The 20,931-nt window shown below is 69.0% G+C and carries 20 protein-coding genes, 1 pseudogene and 1 riboswitch; of the genes and pseudogenes, 11 read left to right on the forward strand and 10 right to left on the reverse strand.

Going from position 1 to position 20,931, the window contains the following annotated elements; all coding sequences use genetic code 11:
- Positions 1-34: 34 nt before the first annotated feature.
- A complete protein-coding gene (locus IRT45_RS01910; protein ID WP_309240758.1) occupies positions 35-481 on the forward strand; it encodes a nuclear transport factor 2 family protein in 447 nt (148 codons plus the stop codon).
- Here the strand turns inward: IRT45_RS01910 and hrpB are convergent.
- The 3 genes from hrpB to IRT45_RS01925 are packed head-to-tail and all read right to left on the reverse strand — an operon-like array spanning position 478 to position 4,726.
- Positions 478-2,919, reverse strand: coding sequence for an ATP-dependent helicase HrpB (hrpB, locus tag IRT45_RS01915; protein WP_194804144.1), 2,442 nt, complete (start codon positions 2,917-2,919; stop codon positions 478-480). The genes IRT45_RS01910 and hrpB overlap by 4 nt on opposite strands.
- Positions 2,916-4,556 (reverse strand): class I adenylate-forming enzyme family protein, encoded by a 1,641-nt coding sequence (locus IRT45_RS01920; protein WP_309240759.1) that lies wholly within the window; start codon positions 4,554-4,556, stop codon positions 2,916-2,918. Before IRT45_RS01920 ends, hrpB begins: the two co-directional genes overlap by 4 nt.
- Before the next feature lie 23 nt (positions 4,557-4,579).
- Positions 4,580-4,726, reverse strand: a complete 147-nt coding sequence (locus IRT45_RS01925; RefSeq protein WP_194804145.1) for a hypothetical protein — start codon at positions 4,724-4,726, stop codon at positions 4,580-4,582.
- 45 nt (positions 4,727-4,771) lie between these two features.
- On the opposite strand from IRT45_RS01925, the gene IRT45_RS01930 reads away from it, so the two are divergent.
- The 3 genes from IRT45_RS01930 (at position 4,772) to IRT45_RS01940 (ending at position 7,905) form a co-directional block, all read left to right on the forward strand.
- Entirely contained in the window at positions 4,772-5,974 is a 1,203-nt protein-coding gene (locus IRT45_RS01930; protein WP_194804146.1) for a hypothetical protein, read from the forward strand.
- A gap of 113 nt (positions 5,975-6,087) precedes the next feature.
- The gene (locus IRT45_RS01935) at positions 6,088-6,759 is read left to right on the forward strand and encodes a class I SAM-dependent methyltransferase (protein ID WP_309240760.1); all 672 of its coding nucleotides are present in this window, start codon (positions 6,088-6,090) and stop codon (positions 6,757-6,759) included.
- A gap of 384 nt (positions 6,760-7,143) precedes the next feature.
- The gene (locus IRT45_RS01940) at positions 7,144-7,905 is read left to right on the forward strand and encodes a dienelactone hydrolase family protein (RefSeq protein WP_194804147.1); all 762 of its coding nucleotides are present in this window, start codon (positions 7,144-7,146) and stop codon (positions 7,903-7,905) included.
- 118 nt (positions 7,906-8,023) lie between these two features.
- Here the strand turns inward: IRT45_RS01940 and IRT45_RS01945 are convergent, their stop codons facing one another.
- The 6 genes from IRT45_RS01945 to IRT45_RS01965 all read right to left on the reverse strand — a co-directional run bounded on the left by IRT45_RS01945 (position 8,024) and on the right by IRT45_RS01965 (position 11,603).
- Complete coding sequence (locus IRT45_RS01945; RefSeq protein ID WP_194804148.1) at positions 8,024-8,437, reverse strand: VOC family protein; 414 nt, start codon at positions 8,435-8,437, stop codon at positions 8,024-8,026.
- 74 nt (positions 8,438-8,511) lie between these two features.
- A complete protein-coding gene (locus IRT45_RS36585) occupies positions 8,512-8,931 on the reverse strand; it encodes a hypothetical protein (RefSeq protein WP_228533354.1) in 420 nt (139 codons plus the stop codon).
- Positions 8,928-9,515 carry a hypothetical protein gene (locus IRT45_RS36590; protein WP_228533356.1) on the reverse strand — a complete coding sequence of 196 codons (588 nt, stop codon included), beginning with the start codon at positions 9,513-9,515 and terminating at the stop codon, positions 8,928-8,930. The genes IRT45_RS36585 and IRT45_RS36590 overlap by 4 nt, the downstream gene beginning before the upstream one ends.
- 91 nt (positions 9,516-9,606) lie before the next feature.
- Entirely contained in the window at positions 9,607-9,894 is a 288-nt protein-coding gene (locus IRT45_RS01955) for a malate:quinone oxidoreductase (RefSeq protein WP_194804149.1), read from the reverse strand.
- 44 nt (positions 9,895-9,938) lie between these two features.
- A complete protein-coding gene (locus tag IRT45_RS01960; protein WP_228533358.1) occupies positions 9,939-10,376 on the reverse strand; it encodes an META domain-containing protein in 438 nt (145 codons plus the stop codon).
- Positions 10,377-10,406: 30 nt separating this feature from the next.
- On the reverse strand, positions 10,407-11,603 hold the full coding sequence (locus IRT45_RS01965; RefSeq protein WP_309240761.1) for an Ig-like domain-containing protein: 1,197 nt from the start codon (positions 11,601-11,603) through the stop codon (positions 10,407-10,409).
- A 273-nt stretch (positions 11,604-11,876) separates the two neighbouring features.
- On the opposite strand from IRT45_RS01965, the gene IRT45_RS01970 reads away from it, so the two are divergent.
- From IRT45_RS01970 to IRT45_RS01995, 6 genes and pseudogenes are all read left to right on the forward strand, one after another.
- Entirely contained in the window at positions 11,877-12,563 is a 687-nt protein-coding gene (locus IRT45_RS01970; protein WP_194804151.1) for a rhomboid-like protein, read from the forward strand.
- A gap of 91 nt (positions 12,564-12,654) precedes the next feature.
- Positions 12,655-12,745: riboswitch (SAM riboswitch) on the forward strand.
- Positions 12,739-13,215 (forward strand): annotated as a pseudogene (locus IRT45_RS01975) (GNAT family N-acetyltransferase); the annotation flags it as partial. Its footprint overlaps the riboswitch before it by 7 nt.
- Before the next feature lie 163 nt (positions 13,216-13,378).
- Positions 13,379-14,983: an ABC transporter substrate-binding protein gene (locus IRT45_RS01980; protein ID WP_194804153.1), complete on the forward strand. Its 1,605-nt coding sequence runs from the start codon at positions 13,379-13,381 to the stop codon at positions 14,981-14,983.
- 8 nt (positions 14,984-14,991) lie between these two features.
- The gene (locus IRT45_RS01985; RefSeq protein ID WP_194804399.1) at positions 14,992-15,948 is read left to right on the forward strand and encodes an ABC transporter permease; all 957 of its coding nucleotides are present in this window, start codon (positions 14,992-14,994) and stop codon (positions 15,946-15,948) included.
- The gene (locus IRT45_RS01990) at positions 15,941-16,816 is read left to right on the forward strand and encodes an ABC transporter permease (RefSeq protein WP_194804154.1); all 876 of its coding nucleotides are present in this window, start codon (positions 15,941-15,943) and stop codon (positions 16,814-16,816) included. Before IRT45_RS01985 ends, IRT45_RS01990 begins: the two co-directional genes overlap by 8 nt.
- Positions 16,817-16,886: 70 nt before the next feature.
- Positions 16,887-18,500 (forward strand): ABC transporter ATP-binding protein, encoded by a 1,614-nt coding sequence (locus tag IRT45_RS01995; protein WP_194804155.1) that lies wholly within the window; start codon positions 16,887-16,889, stop codon positions 18,498-18,500.
- 9 nt (positions 18,501-18,509) lie between these two features.
- Here the strand turns inward: IRT45_RS01995 and IRT45_RS02000 are convergent, their stop codons facing one another.
- Positions 18,510-19,580 (reverse strand): ABC transporter permease, encoded by a 1,071-nt coding sequence (locus tag IRT45_RS02000; RefSeq protein ID WP_194804156.1) that lies wholly within the window; start codon positions 19,578-19,580, stop codon positions 18,510-18,512.
- A gap of 267 nt (positions 19,581-19,847) precedes the next feature.
- Here IRT45_RS02000 and IRT45_RS02005 point away from each other — a divergent pair, with 267 nt between their 5' ends.
- Positions 19,848-20,930, forward strand: coding sequence for an LLM class flavin-dependent oxidoreductase (locus IRT45_RS02005; RefSeq protein WP_194804157.1), 1,083 nt, complete (start codon positions 19,848-19,850; stop codon positions 20,928-20,930).
- Position 20,931: the final 1 nt, after the last annotated feature.

The following is a 20,931-nucleotide window of genomic DNA, read 5'->3' on the forward strand; positions in this document are numbered from 1 at the left end:
TTCCCGCGCCGGGTTCAGCGGCGAGGATAAGGAGGTGGAATCGGACCGACTCGCCATCACCACACTCACGGCACGATATGCGCGCGCCGTCGACCGCCGGGACAGTGCGGCGCTCTCCGCGCTGTTCACGCCCGACGCGGTCCTCGTGCTACCGCCCGTCCTGAACGCGACGGAGACGACCGTCGAGCTGGCGGGCAGGCAGCGCGTGGTCTCGTCGGTGATGGACGCGGTGTCCCGTTTCGTGCTCACCCGCCACGTCATGGAACAGCATGTGCTCGAGCCGCTTTCACCCGACCACGTCCGGGGTGAGGTCTACTGCACGGCACACCACATCTCACGGCGTGACGACGGCTACCGAGACCGGCGGGTCGCCCTCCGCTACCAGGACACCTTCGCCCGCACCGGGGAGAACTGGTTGTTTTCGCGGCGGGAACTGGTGGTCGACTTCATCGAGAACGTCGCGGTTCGCGTGCCGGACTAACCGCGGCCTGCGTTGCGAGCGGTCCCGCGGTGGGCGGGCACGGTGGTGGGGTCTTCCGGCCAGGCGTGTTTGGGGTAGCGGCCGCGCAGATCGGCGCGGACGCGAGGCCAGCCGGTGCGCCAGAACGAGGCGAGATCCGCGGTCACCGCGACCGGTCGCTGAGCGGGTGAGAGCAGATGCAGGACGATCGGGACGCGACCGTCGGCGAGGCGCGGCGCGTCCGTCCAGCCGAAGATCTCCTGCACCTTGATCGCCAGCACCGGCGGATCGGCCGAGTAGTCGATCCGGGGGCGGCTGCCGGACGGGACCGGCACACGTTCGGGTGCGAGTTCGTCCATGCGGGCCGCATCCGGCCAGGGCAGCACGCGACGCAAGGCTTGTCCGGTGTCGATGCGTTCGAGATCGGCGCGGCGGCGCGCGCCGGCGAGTTCGGGGCCGAGCCAGGTGTCGGCGGCGGCGAGCAGTGCCTCGTCGTCGACCGCCGGCCACGGGTCGCCGAGGGTGCGGTGCAGGAAGTCGAGGCGCTGACGCAGGGCGGTCGCCTCGGCGGGCCAGCACAGCAGGCCGAGTCCGGACGAGCTCAGCCCTCGGCGCACGGCGGCGGCGAGCACACTCGGGTCCGGGTCGCGAAGTGCCTTCTCCGACAGGGTGATCGCGCCCAGCCGTTCGATGCGCCGCGCCACCACATCGCCGTCGGCCCACTCGACCTCGTCGACGGTCGTCAGCAGATCCGAGGCGGCGCGGCGAGCGAGGCGTTCGTCCGCGACCGCGGCCAGCCGGATAGAGCCCTCGGAACGACCGGGGTCGCGGGTGGCGACACCCACCGCCAGCCATTCCGGATCGCCGGTTCCGGAGGCCGGTGGCAGCGTGACCGCGGTGCCGCCGGCCATGAGATAGCTCGCCGAGCCCGGGGCGCGCCGCCGCGCGAGCCGTTCCGGATATGCCAGCGCCACCACGTAAGCGGGATCGTCGGTACCCTCCGGCCCGTCGACCGTCCGGGCCAGCCGCTCGGCCTCGCGTCGCCAGCGCGCCGGCTGTTCGCGGCGGAGCCGACGCAGGCCGGCCGTGAGATCGACACCCGAGATCAGGGTGTCGTCGTCGAGGACGGCGACGACTTCCGCGGCCGTTCGTGCCCCCACCTCGGCCGCTCCGTCGAGCAACGCGCGTGCCAGTCGCGGGTGCAGCCCGATGCGGGCCATCCGCCGCCCGCGGTCGGTCACGGCACCGTCGGCGTCCACGGCACCCAACGCCTGCAACACATTCCGGCCCGCGGTCAGCCCACCGGCCGGCGGCGGATCCCACCAACTGAGACCGTGCCCGTCCGCCGTGCCCCAGCAGGCCAGTTCCAAGGCCAGCCGGGTCAGATCGGCGGTGCGGATCTCCGGCTCGGGATAGGCGGGCAGAGTGGTGTGCTCGTGTTCCGGCCAGCATCGCCACACCCGGCCCGGGGCCTCGCGCCCGGCCCGCCCGGCCCGTTGGTCGGCGACGGCCGCCGAGACACGAACCGTGGCCAACCCGGACAGCCCACGCGCCCGATCGATGCGTGGCACACGAGCGAGACCCGAATCGACCACAGCACGCACGCCGGGCACCGTCAGGCTCGACTCCGCCACCGCCGTGGCGAGCACCACACGCCGCCGCGGCCCGGGCCGCAACGCCGTGTCCTGGCTCGCCGCGCTCAGTCTGCCGTGCAGCGCGACGATATCCACCTCGTCCTGATCGTTCAGAAGTGCTGCTACTCTGCGTATTTCGGCCGCGCCGGGCAGGAAGACCAGGATGTCGCCCGCGGTTTCGGCCAGTGCGGTCCGGGTGGCGCGTGCGACCTGTGCGTCGATCCGCTCCCGGGGCAAGGGCGGGACGTAGGTCGTGTCCACGGGAAAGGCCTGCGCTTCGACCCGCACCACCGGAGCCGCGTCGTCGGCACTCAACAGGGCCGAAAGTCGTTCGGCGGCAACGGTCGCCGAGGTGGCGAGGACCCGCAGGTCGGGCCGCAATCCGGCGCGGGCGTCCAGCAACAGCGCCAACAGCAGATCGGCGTCGAGATGGCGCTCGTGACATTCGTCGAGCACGACCACGTCGACACCCGCCAACTCCGGATCGTCCTGGAGGCGGCGCACCAGTAAGCCGGAGGTCACGACCTCGATGCGGGTCCGCCGCCCGACTCGTCGATCCCCGCGGACCGAGTAGCCCACGGTTTCGCCCACCTGCTCGCCGAGCAGCGCGGCCATCCGCCCGGCCGCGGCCCGAGCGGCCAGCCGCCGTGGCTCGGCCACGAGCACACGACCGGAGTTGTTCTGCGCCAGCGCCAACGGCACCAGCGTCGTCTTCCCGGTGCCCGGAGGCGCGACCAGCACCGCGGTCTGCCGGTCGGCCAATGTCGCGACGAGATGGTCGAGGGCGGCCCGGACCGGCAGATCGGGAAGTTCGAGTCCGGTCACCGCAGCCCCAGCATGCGCATCGCGGCCTCCCGAGCGGCCCCGCGGTCGGTCTTGCCGCCCGGGGCGAGCCGCAGCCGGTCCACCACCACGACATATTCGGGCGTGTATTCCTTGGTGACCCCGCGAGATCGGAGCCGGCTCGACAGGCCCGCCGCGTCCAGGGTCGCGTCGTCGGCGAGAACGACCACGGCACAGACGCGTTCGCCGTAGACGTCGTCGGGAACGCCGACGACGGCCACGGCGATGACCGCCTCGTGCTCGCGCACGAGTTCCTCGATTTCGGCGATCGATACGTTCTTGCCGCCCCGGATGACGAAATCCGATGTCCGTCCGACCACCCGCACCCGGTCGGTCTCGTCGATCTCCACGATGTCGCCGAGCAGTGTCCACCCGTCGGGCGTGTGCAGCTCGGCGTCGGCGGCCGGATCGTCCCAATAACCCGCCGAGACCAGTGGCCCGCGCACCGCAGGCCGGCCGCGACGGACCGCGCCTCGTACGTCGGCGCCGGCCTCGTCGAGCACGCGGACGTTCATCGCGGGGAGTGTGCGCCCGCAGGTGCGCAGCCTGGTGTCGGTGTCGTCGTCGAGGGTGGTCCGGCTCACCGCGCCGCTCTCGTTGGAGCCGTAGAACTGCAGGACCTTGGCGCCGGTTCGTTCCTCGAACGCGCGGGCATCGCGATACGGCACGGCTTCCCCACCGGTGTACAGCACCCGCAGGCTGGACATGTCACGGCGCTCGAGCGCCCCCGAACGCAACAGCATCTTGAATTGCGTACTGACACAGCACAATACGGTGACCCGCTCGCGCTCGATGAGCATCGCGGTCTCCTCGGCGTCGAAGCGGCCGGTGACGACGACCGGGACGCCCAGCAGTGCGGGCAGGAAATGCGCCGACCACAGGCCGAATCCGTACGGCGCCGGAACCACCGAGCAGATGACGTCCTGGGGTCCGATCCGGGCGCCCAGCATCGCTTCGCGCGCGAAGGCCGTCCATCGGCTTTCGGTGTGCGCGACGATCTTCGGTGTCCCGGTGGTTCCCGAGGTCGAGTTGAGAACGGAAACGTCCGACGGCGTGAAAGGCACACCGGCAGAATGGGTTTCGTTCGTGCGCCGCGCGCCGATGTGATGGTGTGCGAGGGCGCCCGACTGCTCGTCGACAACCAAAACGTCGCCCGGCGTCACACCCTCGGCCGCCAGTTCCCGCACCAGCGTCTGCCACGTTCTGCCGCGAATCTCGGGCACGGTGATCAGTGTCGACGCGTCGGTCCGCCGCATCACGTGCGCGATCTCGCGCACCCCTGACCGCACACCGACAGCCGCGGCTATACGACCCGCGCGCGAGCATCCGCACAGCGCCGCGTGGACGGCGGCGGTATCGGGCAACAGCAGCGCGACCCGCGAACGCGGACCGCCGGGAACAGCGCGCACCTGGTCGCAGATCGTGTCCGCCCACCGGTCGTATTCGCTCCAATTGGTCGACCCGCCGACGGTGACGAAAGCCGCCCGATGCGGGATGTGCTGCGCCCAGATGCGAACGATGTCGCCGATCGAGTGATCCGCGTAGGACTCCGGAGCGGTCGCGAAGCTCCCCGGGACGATCGGATCCGCCGCGCGGTTCCCCATGACCACCTCACTCACCTACCGCCACCGATGCCGCGTCCTCAACCGTAGCCACCGCGCCCCGGCGCGCCGGTGCTGGCGGCGCTCTGCCACATATTCGACTGCACCCCAGCCGATTTTATCGCCACCAGAGCCGAGAACGTCGCGCCCCGCAAGACCGCGGCCGCCGGCGCGAACGTCGTCGACATGGCCGCCACGATCCGGCCCAAACGAGCCCGCGTCCGGCCCGACCAATGAGCCTGCCGCCCAGCCGCGAACAGCTCGAACGCTGGCAGAAACGCGGCTGCGTCCGCTGCGGCCGGCACGCCTACGTCGCAGCCTACTGGCCGGGCGGCCCGTGCTGCCGCACCTGCAGCGACCGCGCTCTGCGGGTCCGAGGCTGCTGCCCGGGCTGCGGCCGGGACCGCACCCTGCCCGGGCTGACACCGCAGCGGACCCCGATCTGCACCGGATGCGCCGGCTTCCGGCCCTGGCGGGCGGCCGCGCACCTGCGCGAACTGCTGATGAGCTGCGGCCTGCTGCCGGAGGTCGACAAGCAGCTGCTGTTCTTCCAGCGCTGGCTGCCTGGTCACCTCGCCTCGATCGGCAATCGCCATCATCGCCGGGTCGTGAGAGAGTTCGCCACCTGGAAGGTTCAGCCCTGGCTGCGAGCGCGGGCTGACCGCGGACCACTGACCCCGAGCAGTCGTCGCAACGCCGGCGCCAAGATCATGCGGGCCACCGAGTTCCTGGCCTGGCTCAGCGAATCCGACTTGACCCTGCGCCGCTGCGACCAGGCCGCGCTCGACCGCTGGCACGCCAGCCACCTGGTCCACCAGCGCGCCAGCTGCAAGCCGTTCTTCGACTGGGCGAAGTCCTCCGGCCGCATGCCCAGGCTGGATATCCCGGCCTCACCAGCCCGGCCCGGACAGCCGCTCACGCAGCATCGGCGCTTGCAGATCCTGCGGAAACTCCTCACCGACAACGAGATCGACCTCCGGTTGCGGGTCGCGTTCACGCTGCTGCTGCTCTACGGGCAGCCACTCAGCAGGATCATCCGGCTCGCCGTCGATGACGTCGTCACCAGTGACGACGGTGTCTCGATCCGGTTCGGAGAACCACCGACGCCGGTTCCCGAGCCCTTCGCCGGCCTGGTCCTCGACCTGATCGACCAGCGCACGAACATGCGGACCGCGACGAACCCGAACTCCCGCTGGCTGTTTCCAGGCCGCCGCGCCGGCCAACCGCTCCGACCCGAAACCCTCGGCCAGCAGTCCGCCAAGACTGGCGTTCCCACCATCACCGGCCGTGTCTCCGCGCTGCGCCAACTGGTCCTGCAGGCCCCGGCTCCGGTCGTCGCCGACGCCCTCGGCATCCACTACACCACCGCCCACCGCCACCGCGAGCATGCTGGCGGCACCTGGAGTCGCTACGCACCCGGCGACCATAGCCGCTGACCGCACCGGCCCCACGGACCAGAATGCCGAATACCTGAATACCGGCCTCTGCCAGTCCGGAACGGCCGGTAGTGCTTGACCGGTCCGCTCGGACCCTCGAGTAGCCTTCGGCTGTGGGAACAGGACTGAACGCTGACGGCTGGCTTGATGAGACGCGGAGGTCGTACGACACCGTCGCGACCAACTATGCAGACCTCACCCGTCACCTTCTGGACGAAACACCCGAAGAGCGCGCAGCCTTGGCCTCGTTCGCAGATGTCGTGCACACCCAGGGCGGGGGGCTGGTTGCGGATGTGGGTTGCGGGGCCGGGCGGATCACCGCCCACCTGCGTCAACTAGATGTGGACGCATTCGGAATCGACCTGTCGCCCAGGATGATCGAAGTGGCCCGCCGCGAGCACCCCGACCTCCGGTTCGAAGTCGGCTCTATGACAAACCTCGCCCTCACGGACGCCTCGATGGCCGGCCTGGTCGCGTGGTATTCACTGATCCACGTCCCCGATGACGAACTCAGTTCTGTGTTCGAACACTTCCACAGAGTGCTCCGCCCAGGCGGACCGCTGCTACTCGGCTTCCACGTCGGAGACGAGTCGCAGTTGAAAACCCAAGGCTACGGCGGGCACCCGATGCACCTCTACGTCTATCGCCGCCAGCACAACCGAATGCGCGCGTGGCTGGACGATGCCGGCTTCGTCGTCGAAGCCGACAGAACTCTGACCTCGGCCGAAAGTCCACTCGGCGGGATCATTCTCGCTCGCCGCGAGATCGCCGCCCCCGAAGACTGAATCACTGTTTCGGCGGCATTGGGTCCCTCCCAGCCCCGATCATCAACGCAGGGTGCCGAGGCGTCCTGCCCTCGGTCCTGGCTCGAATACCGACTACTCGAATAACAGTTCCTGCCAGTCCGGAACACCCTACCGGGATGTGCCGGACGTTCGCGCCGGATCGTCAGGTGCCGACGGTTCGACATCGGCGCGGTGGGCTATGGTGTGAGCCGATGTCTACCGGGACGGCTTCGCGCCACACACGGATGGGTTACCCGGTGCTCTTCTGAGCGCCGTTCGGGCCGGTACGGGCTCGCGTATCGATCGGGTCCGCCGTCATGCCGCCCGTGCTCCGCCTTCGTCGTGTCGATCACGAAAACCCGACTACGACAGAAGGATTCGACGATGACTGCAACGCACGGTATGTCGGTCGACGTGCAGACACCCCACGGTGTCGCCGACGCCCACCTCACCTCCCCCGCCGACGGCGCCGCCCATCCGGGAGTGCTGGTGATCCAGGACGGTTTCGGGCTGCGGCCCAGCCTGCGGGCACTGGCCGACCGGATCGCCGCCGACGGCTACACCGTCCTGCTTCCCAACGCCTACTACCGCCACGGCCGGGCACCGGTGATCGAGTTGCCGGACTTCATCGACCCGGCGCAGCGACCCGAGATCTTCCAGCAGGTCTTCCCCATGATCCGCGACCTGACACCGGAGCTCTGGCGCTCCGATGCCGGCGCCTACCTCGACTGGCTCACGGCGTCGCCGAAGGTCATCGCAGGCAAGGTCGGCGTCACCGGCTATTGCATGGGTGCACGCCTTGCGATACTGACCGCCGCCATGTTTCCCGATCGGGTCGCGGCGGTGGCCGGATTCCACGGCGGACCGCTCGTCACCGACGCCGCGGACAGTCCGCACCGCAGCGTCGGAAACATCACGGGCGATCTGTATTTCGCTCACGCCGGCGAGGACGACCACATGACCGCCGAACACATCGGCGCGTTCGACAAGGCACTCGCCGACGCCGGCGTTCGCCACCGCACCGAGGTCTACGCGGGTGCCCACCACGGGTTCACCCAGGCCGACACCTCCGCCTACGACGCCGAAGCCGCCGAACGGCACTACCGCGAACTCTTGAATCTGTTCGACCGCACCCTGCGCCCGTAGGTCGGGGCGGCGCACGGACCTCGCGTCCGGGCACGACGCCGGATGCCGGGCTCGGTCGTGCGGCGGCGACGCCGGCCATACCGAGCCCGGCTATCGCCGCCGTCCACGCACCCGACGACTACTTGGGCGCGACCAACTCCAGGGCGATGTTGTCCGGATCCCGGAACTCCAATATGTAACTGATACCGATGTCCTTGATGTCCTCATGCGCGACTCCGCACGCGTCCAGATGTGCTGCGGCGGCTTCCAATTCGGCAAGTGAGGCGACAGTGAAGGCAAGATGGTCGAGACCGACACGATTCTCGTCGAACCGGTCGGAACCGACCGGCCGCAGCCCGATCAAACCATGTTCCATCCGGTAGATCACCCCGCCGAAGAGGAAACCGAGACGCTCACGCGTCTCCTCATCAGCATCGGCCGGGACCTCCAGCGCCACAGGCCAGCCGAAAACCTGCTCGTAGAAGGCCCGCGACCGGCCGATATCGCACACCGTAAGACGGACGTGAGCAACAGATCCCGTAGCAATCGCCATATCGACCATGTTTGCACGCCGTTTCCCTACCCGCAGGTTCCCAGCAAACGACCGGGCGCATCGACCCATCGCCCTCAGATATCGGGATAGTCCGTGTGGAGGTCGCCGCCGAACAGTTTCCAGTAGAAGGCGTTCATTCTCGCGGCGGCGGGTGCGTGCCGGGTCAAGATCTCGGCGACCGTCGGTGGCACGTCATCCGGGATGTGCCCCGCGGCGCAACGGAGTACGTACTCGTTACGAGCGACAGGACCGCCGCTGGGCGGTGTCGGTACCCCGCAGATATCGGTCACCAGCCAGTTGACCAGTCGCATGGCGGCGTAGGCGGCATCGTGAGTGGCGTGTTGTTCGACGAAGTCCCGCTCGGCGGGTGACAGGTCGAATTTCGGCGATGTGCCCAGGCCGAAGTCGGTCAGGTAGATCCGCTCCATATCGGTGCGCAGGTTGCCGAAGTGTCCGTCCATATGCAGCAACTCCCGATTCCGGAGAAACGTCACAACCTCTGAAAGCTGCCGCTCGAGTGTGACGGCCTTGTTTGCCGGGTCCTCCCGCAACCAGTCCTCCAACGGATAGGGGATGTACTGCAGAACAGCACTAGGCTGCATTGAGCGGCGGCCAGCGCTTCGAGACAGGCCCGCACGGCTGGGCTGCCGCCCTGGGCGGCGACCACGGCGTCGATGTCGGCGTGGTCGACTGCGACCGGCGACCGGCCGGGTAGCACCCGCCAGTGATAGAGGATCGGGAAGGATTGCGTCTCGCCGGCCAGAACCGCATCCGTGACGATGATGTTCGCCGCCAGTTCGCGCCAGGCGTTGAAACTCGGTCCGCCGATACCGTATTGGCAGAACATCGGCAGATCGAACAGATTCGCCGTGGAGCCGGAGTTGGCGACCTCCCGGTCGGTCAGCGGGATCCGCTTGGTGAACACCGGCACACTGTCGACGTCGACCAGCGCCGCGCCACCACCGACACCCACGCTGACGACTCGACCGGTACTCACCAACTCGGCGAGTTCGACATCGCTGCGGTACGCCAGCGATGCCGAAATCTTCTGGTGGCGGACACTTCTGGCAGCCGTCATCACACGATTGTGTCAGCGACCAAGCGCCTCGAGCGATCGTGCTGTGTCGTCGGCCGCATGGCTTTCCGACCCCTCGGCGCCACTGAAACCTCTACCGGGCCAGACCGAGAACCCGGCCTGTCCGGGCAAGGTTGTGGTCCACGGCTTGCTGGTCGATACCCACCGGTGCTGTCCTCGCCGGCATCATCTTGTGAAGCATCGGTTCCCACCGGCTTTGCTCCTCAGGAAAGCATCGCGCGAGAAGGTCGAGCATGATCGCGGGGGCCGTCGATGCACCGGGGGAGGCGCCGAGCAGTCCCGCGATAGTGCCGTCGGCGCCGGTCACCAGTTCGGTACCGAAGGTGAGAACGCCGACGCGATCGGGGTCGGGTTTGACCAACTGGGGCTTGGGCTTTCACGGTGCGCTGATCGGATCGCGGGGCGTTAACCGGCGGGTTCGGACTCACGCAGTGTCACGGCGCGGTCGGCGGTCTTCAACGTCAATGTCGTCCCGTCGAGACTCCATGCCGGGGTTGCCTGCAGGAGCGAGGTCGCCCATTCGTCGGCGCCGGCGCGGTCGCCCACACAGGCCATGCGGGTGCCGGCGAGAGGGCCGGTGTGCAGGGCGTTTCCGGTCAGGTCGGCGGAGCCCATGAGGGTGTTGCAGCCGGCGGTGGCGCTGAGACGGCCCTCGGTGAAGGTCAGGCGGAGGGGGCCGTCGCCGGGGATTCGCGGGCCCTGGACGTCGGTGGAGACGTAGGTGTGGCCGACCGGGGTGGCGGGTGTGGAATCCATTGGGGTGGAATCGTTTCCGGAGGAGCAGGCGACGCCGGCCGCCAGGACGGCCAGAGCCGGAACGATTCGCAGGATATTCGCCGACATTATCCGATGGTAGCGGCCGGGTGGGCCGGATCAGCTGCTCGCGTTACCGGCCTGCCACGTGTTCCACGGGACCTCCCAGTCGCCGTAGGTGTCCCATACGGGCAGTGGCTGGCCGCCCGAGCTGGTGATCTCCACGACGTCGCCGACGCCGAAGTGGTCGAAGAACCACTGGGCGTTGTCGGGTGAGAGGTTCACGCAACCGTGTGACACGTTGCTGGCCCCCTGCTGTCCGACCGACCAGGGCGCCGAGTGGACGAATTCGCCGTCGTTGGAGATGCGTTCGTCCAGGTCCACCTTCTCGCGGTAGTACCCGGGCTGGCCGGCGCAGACCCCGTAACTGCAGGAGTCCATGATGATCGACGGTGATTTCTCCGAAATCACATGCGGCCCTTCGTGGGACGGGAAACCGGGCGAGCCGAGACTCATCGGCATCTGGTTCACCTGCGCACCGTTGTGCAGGATCGTCAGCTGTTCGGTGTTGCCGTCGGCCTGCGCGATCCAGGAGTCGTGGACCGTGTAGTCGGCGCTGTTGTTCTCGGCGCCGAACACCCCGTCGCCGAGGTCGACACCGAAGACGTTGGCTTCGATGTGGATCTTGGTGCCCGGCTGCCAGTACTGCGCCGCGCGGTAGTGCACATCCTTGTCGTCGACCCAGTACCACGCGCCCGGCTGCGGCGGGGTGACGGTGACCTTCAGATGCTTCTGCACTTCCGCCTTGTTCGCCACCGGTGCGGTGAACTGGAACACCATCGGCTGCCCCACCCCGATACCGGTCTGGGCGACCAGGTCCGGCGCGGGCACCACGTTCGCGTAGGCCTTGTGGCCGGCGTCGATCGTGGTGACGGTGACGGTCTTGTCGGTCGCGACCTGGGCGAGGTTGACCGCTTGGGCATCGACGCGGTAGGTGGCCCCGTAGTTCAGCGGATCCTTCGAGGTCCAGCTGTGATGGTCGGCGCCGAAATCACCGGCGACCGCTTTGCCGTCCCCGTCGGTGACGGTGACCTTGGTGAGCATGCCGTCGGCGGAGTTCACCACGAGGGGCGTCGCCGGATTGAGTGGTCCGTGGCCGGCCGCGGGCACATCGATCGCCGCGGGGGCGGTGATATCGGGCCCCTTGGACACCGGCGCCGAGGAGGTGCCGCCACCCGAGCCGCCACATCCGCCGACGAGCACGACGATCGCCGTCAGTACCGCCGACACCACCAGTAGAGATCGACGCCTGCGCACGTCCTCACCGCCTCTGTCTCGCACCTCGCATGCACAGCGCCCACCCGGGACACAGCACCCTCCAGTCCACACCATGAATCCGGTGTCGCACCGCAGCAGAGAGTACGTGTCGTCGCCGTTCGGCGCGCGCCCGGCATGGCCGGACCAGGCGTTTTGCCGTATTCGGGGCATTCGGCGGGGTGTGGCGCCGGCTCACCCGCCATGGGTGAGTGCAACGGCAGCGCGAGGACTCATAGTGGAGCGATCTTCGATGTCCGTCGAGGAAGGTGACCGATGTCCAGGCGAGAGCGTTCCCGGTGGCGGACCGCCGCGGCCGCGATCGGCGACTACATCCGGCACGCGCCCGGCACCTATATCTGGCTGGCCATCCTGCTCGTGTCCACCCTCGTGATCCGGCACCTGTCCCCCGATCAGGCCGAAATCCTGCTGGGCAACCGCTCGACCAATCTGCACCACCTGCGCGAGGACCCGGTGCACGTGCTGATTACCAGCGCTTTCTGGCTCGCCGGCGGCGGCTGGTTCGGCTATGCGGTCAGCTACAGCATCTTCCACGCCCAGGCCGAACGCTGGCTGGGGACGCTGCGCTGGCTGGCGGTTGTGGTCATCGCGCACGTCGGCGCGACCTACCTCAGCGAAGGCGTGCTGTATTGGGCGATTCATCACGGTTACGCACCCGAATCCGCGGTGAACACCCTCGACTACGGCGTGAGCTACGCCTTGGCGGGTGTGATCGCCGTCCTGGTGTATCGGATCGCGAAGCCGTGGCGGTACGGGTATCTGCTGGGGGTGGTCGTCTTCTACGCGATTCCGGTGTTCACGAACCGAACCTTCACCGACATAGGACATTTCAGTGCGATGGTGCTCGGTTTGGCCTGCTATCCACTGACCCTCGGGCGGCCGGGTGTGTGGGATCCGGAGATGGCGGTGCGTGGGCTCGCAGGGTCGGTGCGACACCGGTAATCACACCGCCGGGCGGGCGCCGCGGCAAGGATTGGATTCAGTGCGATCCAGAGTGCTGACCCCGCACCGGAATTCCCCTAGCGTGACGTTTCGCCCATCCAGAGCGATCGAGAGACCCGGCTCCACGACGTCGCAGCAACCCCCAGACTGGGTGTGGGTGCTACCGCCGGGACCGATGGAGGAAACCATGGTACGCAGCGTCTTTCACGTCGGCCAGGACGATCCGATGGCCGCGCCGCTGCTGGCGGAGCTGGCCATCGAATACAGCAGCCGCTACGGCGGGAGCGTCGGTGAGGTCCACGCCGATCTGGTGAACTACCCGGCCGCCGATTTCGCGGCCCCGCACGGCGATCTGCTGGTGGTGGTCGAGGACGGCGAACCCGTCGCCGGCGGCGCGTTCCGCCGTTACGACGAGCGGACCGCCGAATTGAAACGCATCTGGACCGCGCGCGAACACCGCCGCCGCGGCCTGGCGACCTTCGTGCTGGCCGAACTCGAGGCGGAAGCGCTGCGCCGCGGCTATCGGCGGATCTTCCTGACCACCGGTCCGCGGCAACCCGAAGCGGTCGCCCTGTACCTGTCGGCGGGGTACACACCGCTCGAACGCATCCCGTCCGTTCAGCCGGGTCTGCTCGCGCATCCGTTCGAGAAGTATCCGACGCGTGTGGCGAACGCCCAGCGGCGCAATCGTTTCGCCCGCGAGCGCGACGCCGTGTACACCCCGGTGCGGTCCGGATTCCGCTCTCCGCCGGTGCGCGGCGAGGCCGGTGCCGTCCACGTATGAAATCTCGCATCGATCCACCCGGAGTCACCGAATGAAACGAATCCTCTCGCCGGCGCTCGCGCTCACCGCGACGCTGGCGATCGCCGCGTGCGCGAACACCACCGGTGGTGGCGGCGACGCCGGTCCCCCGCAGCCGGGCGGCACCCTGCGTTACGGCCTGTCGCAGGCGCCGACCTGCTCGGATCCGGCCCAGGCCGCCACCAACCAGACCTTGTACGTGGCACGCCAGATCGTGGATTCGCTCACCGACCAGGATCCCGCCAGCGGGGAGATCAAGCCGTGGCTGGCCACGTCCTGGCAGGTGAGCCCGGACGCGAAGACCTTCACCTTCCATCTGCGGCCCGACGTCACGTTCAGCGACGGCACGCCGCTGACCGCCACGTCGGTGCAGAAGAACTTCGACGCCATCGTGCACACCCTCACCGCGGCGAAAGCACCGCTGGGAGCGAGCTATCTGGCCGGGTACGCGGGCACCACGGCGGTCGATCCGCTCACCGCCGAGGTTCGATTCGACGCGCCCAACGCCCAGTTCCTGCAGGCCTCCTCGACACCGCAGCTCGGCATTCTCGCGGACGCGACCACCGCGAAACCGGCCGAACAGCGCTGCCTCGGCGACAACATCGGCAGCGGTCCGTTCGTCTACGCCGGCTATCGCCAGGACGCGTCGGCCACGCTGGTGAAGCGCCCCGGCTATCGGTGGGGTTCGGCGGTATTCGCTCATTCCGGCGAGGCGTATCTGGATCGCATCGAATTCACGGTCGTCCCCGAGGCCGGAGTACGGACCGGCAGCCTGTCGTCGAATCAGCTCGACGCCGTCAGTGACGCGCTGCCCCAGGACATTCCACAGCTCGAGGCCGCCGGCGCCAAGGTGCAGTTCGACTCGAACCCCGGCGTTCCCTTCGGGCTGCAGCCGAATGTGAGTCGCGCGCCGCTGTCGGATTCCGCCGTGCGCCAGGCCCTGTTGCACGGAATCGACCGCAAGCAGCTGGTGGATACGGTGCTGGGGCCGCAGTTCCTGCCCGCCACCGGACCGCTGGCCTCGAAAACACCTGGCTACGTGGATCTTTCGACGTCGATAGCCTACGACCCCGACCAGGCGCGCCGCATTCTGGATCAGGCCGGATGGGTGCCCGGCGGCGACGGGATCCGCGTGAAGGACGGGCGGCGGCTGTCGTTCGGTGTTCTGTTCGGTGCGCAGTTCGCCGCGAATCAGGCGACCTTGGAACTGGTGCAGCAACAACTGCGCAAGATCGGGGTCGACATCCGGCTCGAGTTGACGCCCGTCGCCGACTACACCGCGCGGCAGAACTCCGGTGACTTCGACGCCACCTACTTCAACACCACCCGCGCCGACGGCGACATCCTGCGCACCACATTCGGGCGCGGTCAGCGAAACCTCAACCAGCGCGGGCCGATTCCGGCGCTGGACCAGGCGCTCGCCGACCAGCTCTCGACCACCGATCCGGCGGCACGGGCGGGGATCATCGGGCAGGCGCAGCGATCGGTGATCGAGAACGGATTGTGGCTGCCGACGATCGAATTGTCACAGGCGATCGGGGTATCCGGCGTGGTGCACGATCTGAAGTTCGAGGCCTCGGCGCGCCTGCAGTTCTACGACACCTGGTTGAGCAAGTGATCAATCCGATGACCCGGTATGTGATCGTGCGGGTGCTGCAGGCGATCGGGGTGCTGTGGGCGGCGTTCACCATCTCCTTCGCCGTGTTGTTCCTGCTGCCGTCGGATCCGGTGCAGATGGCCGTCGACGCCGATCCGGGCGTACCTCCGGATCCGGCCGCCATCGCGGAACTGAGGGCCAGATACGGGCTGGATCGCTCGGTGCCGGAACAGTATTGGACCGCGCTCACCCATGCCGTCCGCGGTGATCTCGGACGCTCCCTGAACACCGGGCAGTCCGTCACCGGCGCGCTGGCGCAGTCGATTCCCTCGACGCTGGCGCTGGCCGGTCTCGCGCTGCTGCTGGCGATCGTCTTCGGCACCGCGCTGGCCGTGGCCGCGTCCTACACCCGGCGGCCGTGGTTGCGGAATCTGCTGACGGCGCTGCCGCCGATCGGTGCGGCGATGCCCACGTTCTGGGTGGGACTGCTTCTGCTGCAACTGTTCTCGTTCCGGCTCCGGCTCGTCCCCGCGTTCGGCGGGACGGGCCTGCACGGCACGATCCTGCCCGCGATCACACTGGCCGTGCCGGTCGGCGCGGTGATCGCGCAGGTGTTCTACAGCGGTCTGGCCGCCACGTGGCGGCAGCCGTTCGTCGATGTGGCCTTCGCCAAGGGTGCCTCGCGGCTGTGGGTGCAGTGGCGGCATGTGCTGCGCGCCGCGGCCGGGCCGGCGCTCACCGTCGCGGGATTGTGGGTCGGCACGGTGCTGGCGGGTTCGGTGGTGGTCGAAACCGTGTTCTCGCGCGGCGGCCTGGGCCGGCTCACCCAGAACGCGGTGCTGCATCAAGACATTCCAGTGGTGCAGGGCATCGTTTTGATTGCCGCCCTGGCCTTCGTGGTGGTGAACCTGGCGGTGGATCTGATCTATCCGCTGCTGGATCCTCGCGTCGCCGTCGCCCGGGAGAAGGTGGGCGCTCATGTCTGACACACTGCTCATCGCCGACCACGCGGCCGCACGGACCACGGAACTGCGGCGGGCGCTCGCGCCCAAACGTCTGCGTGCCTCCGCCGGACTCGCGGTGTCGATTCTCGTGCTGGTCGTGGTCCTCGGCTGGGCGGTCGCGCCCTCGCTTCTCGCCGGGAACGATCCGCGCGCGGGAGTGCCGGAGGAGAAGTTCCGCGGCCCGAGCCTGCAGCACTGGTTCGGCACCGACAACCTCGGCCGCGACCTGTACACCAGGGTGGCGCACGGGGCGGCACTGACACTGTCGGCGACCGTGTGTGCCGTGCTGCTGGGATTGGTGATCGGTTCGGCGATCGGTCTCGTTTCGGGCACTCTCGGCGGCACCGTCGATGCCGTCGTGATGCGCGGAGTCGATGTGCTGCTGGCGATTCCGGAGCTGCTGTCGGCACTGGTACTCATCACCGTGCTCGGGCTGGGTACCCGGAATGTGGCCATCGCGGTGGGAGTGGCGCTGATCGCCCGCTTCGCGCGGGTGATGCGCGCGGAAGTGCTGCGGGTGCGTCGCGCACCCTACGTGGAGGCGGCGTTCGCGTCCGGGGTGCGCTGGCACACCGTGCTGCTGCGCCACATCCTGCGCACCGCGTACGCGCCGGTCGCCGCGCTGGCCGCGGTCGAATTCGGCGTTGCGGTACTGGCGATTTCGTCGCTCAGTTTCCTCGGCTACGGTGCGACGCCACCCACCCCGGAGTGGGGTTCGCTGATCTCGGAGGGACGCAACTACCTCGTGCTCGCCTGGTGGATGACCACCCTGCCCGGCCTGGTGATCGTCGCGGTGGTGCTGGCCGCCCAGCGCATCGGCCGCGCGATCGGGACCACGGAGGGTCGATGAGACACACCGGCGCAGCTGCTCGTCGGTCCGACCGGGTGCGGGTGTCCGGCAAGGCACAGGAGGTTCGACAATGAGTGAGGACACCTTGTTGCGGGTCGACGAACTGCACGTTCGCTACGGCGGCACATCGGTGGACGCGGTGTCCGGTGCGGCGCTGGAGATCGCGCGCGGGGAGACCGTCGCGCTGGTCGGCGAATCGGGTTCGGGCAAATCCACCCTCGCCCATGCCGTGATCGGCCTGCTGCCGCAGTCGGCGGAAGTAACCGGCGGCGGAATCGTTTTCGACGGCCACCGGCTCGACACCGCGTCCGAACGCACTCTGCGCGGCCTGCGGGGTGCGCGTATCGGACTCGTCCCGCAGGACCCCGGAACGTCGCTGAACCCGGTGCAGCGCATCGGCGATCAGGTGGCGGAGGTGTTGCGCATCCATCGGCGGGCCGATCGTCGCACGGCGCGGCTGGAGGCCGTGCGGTTGCTCACCGAGGCGGGCCTGGACCGGCCGGAGGTGCGGGCGCGGCAGTACCCGCAGGATCTGTCCGGCGGGCAACGCCAGCGGGTGCTGATCGCGATCGCGCTGGCCTGCGAACCGGAACTGGTGATCGCCGACGAGCCGACCAGCGCCCTGGACGTCACCGTGCAGCGCCGCATCCTCGACCACCTCGCCGACCGCACCGCACAACTCGGCACCGCGGTACTGCTGATCACCCACGACCTCGCGGTGGCCGCCGACCGCGCCGATCGGATCGTGGTGATGCGGCACGGCCGGATCGTCGAAAGCGGCACCACCACAGCCGTTCTCACCGATCCGCAGCACGAATACACCGCCGAGCTGCTCGCCGCCGCGCCGAGCGCCGAGACTCCGGTGCGCCGGGCGCGCCCGCGTGCCGAACAACCGCTGCTGGTGGCGACCGGTCTGCGCAAGAGTTTCCGGATCGCGCGGGGCGTGCGCACGGATGCGGTCGACGACGTGTCACTGAATCTCGATCGCGGCGAAACACTAGCGCTGGTCGGCGAATCCGGCTCCGGCAAGACCACCACCGCTCGCATCCTCGCGAGGCTGTCCGCACCCGATGCGGGCAGTATCCGCTTCGACGGGCGCGATGTCGCCGGGTTGCGCGGCGCCGGGCTACGGGAGTTTCGCCGCCGCGTCCAGGTGGTGTACCAGAACCCGTACACCTCGCTCAATCCCACGCTCAGTGTCGCGAAGATCGTGGGAGAACCGTTGCAGGCCTTCGGTATCGGCGATCGCAGTGAACGCCGTGCCCGGGTCGCCGAACTGCTCGAACAGGTCGCTCTGCCCGGCGAGGTCGCGGACCGGCGCCCGGAGCGGCTCTCGGGTGGGCAGCGGCAGCGTGTCGCGATCGCGCGGGCGCTGGCACTGCGCCCGGATGTGCTGGTGCTGGACGAGCCGGTGTCGGCACTCGATGTCGGGGTGCAGGCGCAGATCCTGGCGCTGCTGGAGCGGCTGCAGTCCGAACTGGAGCTGAGCTATCTGTTCATCTCCCACGATCTGGCCGTGGTGCGCCAGATCAGCGACCGCGTCGCGGTGATGCGGCAGGGGCGGATCGTCGAAACAGCGACCACCGCAACGCTGTTCGACAACCCCGGGCACGAATACACACGCGAACTGCTCGCCGCGGTGCCGGGCGGGTTCGCACGGCCGGTGATCGAGCGGTCCGCCTGAGGTCGCGAACTATTGGCCGGAATCGGCCGGGCGGGGGGCGCCGGCCTGCCGGTCCCGCCACACCCAGAACACCGCGGAGGCGACCAGCGCCCACCCGGCGAGCACCAGATACGGGAATATGTGCTGGTGGCCCGAGAAATACACCGCGGTGTGCTGGGCGTTCACCGAGGCGCCCGGCGGCAGCCAGCGGCCGATCGCGCCGAGTACCGACGGCAGCAGCGGCCATGACACCGCGCCGCCCGAGGACGGGTTGCCCAGCAGCACCATCACACCCCAGGTCGGGATCATCGCCCAGCGGCCGAACAGCGCGCTGAACATCGAGAAGATCATGCCCGAGGTGAACATCGTGAACGCGAGAATTCCCCACGACTGCAGGAACGGCAGCGTCAGCGCGCCCAGCCACCAATCCACCACGGCGGCGATCGCGAATCCGCCCAGCAGGGCGTAGGCGACGGTGAAGGCGATCCGCTGCACCGCGCTCAACGCACCGGCGTGCACACTGAGCTGGATCGCGCCGACGAAGCCGATGATCACCGCCGCCAGGGTGATGTAGAAGATGGCCAATCCGCGCGGATCGCCCGGCTGCAGCGGATTGATATCGGTCACCGCGATCGGTATCCGGGTCTGGCGGCTCGCCTCGGCGGCCGCGGTGACGACCACCTGGGCCACCGACGATCCGGACGCACCCGAAATTTCGACCGGGATCCGCTCCGCGGTGCGCACATCGAGGATCGCGAACACCCGCTGCGATTCGACGGCTTCGCGCGCCGCCGCCGGAGTGTCGTAGTGCAGCGGATGCAGGGAGCCGTTCAGAGCCTGATCCATGGTGTCGAGGAAGCGCTGGTCGGGCGCCGGCACCGCGGTGCCCGCATCGACAACCGCGACGGGGATCCGGTGCGGTGTCGGATTGGCGAGGATATAGGTGTAGGAGCCGGCGAACAGTCCGGCCGCGATCGCCAGAATGAACACCAGCACCGTCGCCGGCAGATACGGCGAGTGCCGGAATCGATGCCAGTGGCCGCGCCACCCGGTCGGGGCCACCGGCACCGCGGCCGGGGTATTCCGCTCGTTGTCGGACATGCCGCCACCTTAGGAGCCCGCGGCTTCGGAATTCCGGAAGCGGTCACGAACGCCGGCCCGCAGTATCCGAGCCCTCCTTGCCGTCGCGGCTCCCCCGCCGATGCCGCCCGCCGCAAGAATAGAATTCACCGCGATCGAGAGTGCTGACGCCGCAGGCGATTTCTCATAGTTTGAGCTTCTGCCCATCCGGCGATCGCGGGACATCTCCGCTTCCCGTGAACCGCGATCCGGCGGTGTCTCTCCTGTCGATCGAAAGGACGCTTTCGTATGTCGTCGTTCCCGCCTCTGCTCGGGGTGGAATTGTTCGGCACGGGTACCCACCCGGCGTCGTGGCGGCGGGCCGACTCCCGCGCCGAGGAGCTGTTCACGCCCGGCTATTGGCTCGACGCGATCACCGCCGCCGACCGGGCCGGACTCGACTTCGTCTTCCTCCCGGACACCTTCGGTGTGGACGCGCACGGTTACGGCCCGCTCGACGCGATCGCGCTCGCCGCCCGCGCCGCCGCCGCGACCCGCAGCATCGGGCTGATCCCGCGGGCGACGGTCACCCACACCGAACCGTTCCATGTGTCCAAGGCGATCGCCGCACTCGACTACGCCGGCTACGGCCGAGCCGGTTGGGAGGTCGCCGTCTCCGCGGACGCCGAACAGACGACCCTGTTCGGCCGCAAACAGCCGCAGGACGACGCCTCGTTGTGGCGCGAGGCGGACGAGGCGATCGAGGTGGTGACCCGGCTGTGGGACAGCTGGGAGGACGACGCCGAGATCCGCGATCTCGCGACCGGCCGCTTCATCGACCGCGATCGGCTGCACTACATCGACTTCGAGGGCGAGAACTTCTCGGTCAAGGGCCCCTCGATCACGCCGCGCCCGCCGCAGGGGCAGCCGCCGATCGCGGTGCGCGCCGAGTCGCCCGCGAGCACCCGCGTCGCGGTCCACCGCGCCGATCTGATCCGGGTCGGCGCCCCCGACCTCGACGAAGCGGCCGCCCTGCGCACCCGGCTGCGCTCCGCGGTCGCCGCGGCCGGGCGGTCCCCCGACGAGGTGCGGATCCTGCTGGACGTCGAGGTGCATCTGGCCGCGACCGAGGACCGGGCGCATGCCGAACTCGACCAGTTGGACGCCTGGGGCCCGGCGGCCCCGCCCGCGACCGTGCGCCATCTCGGCACCGCCGACGGTCTGCGCGCGCTGCTGGACCGGGCCCAGCGCGAGTGCGCCGCCGACGGTCTGGTGTTGCGGCCCCTGGCGGTGCCCGCGTTCACCGCGGCGCTCGACCGGCCGGCACGCAGCCTGCGCGCCCGCATCGGATTGACGCGCCCCGCCAACCGTTACGCACTCGCCCGAGGATGAG

This window comes from Nocardia sp. BSTN01, from assembly GCF_015354405.1.
Classification (GTDB): Bacteria; Actinomycetota; Actinomycetes; order Mycobacteriales; family Mycobacteriaceae; genus Nocardia.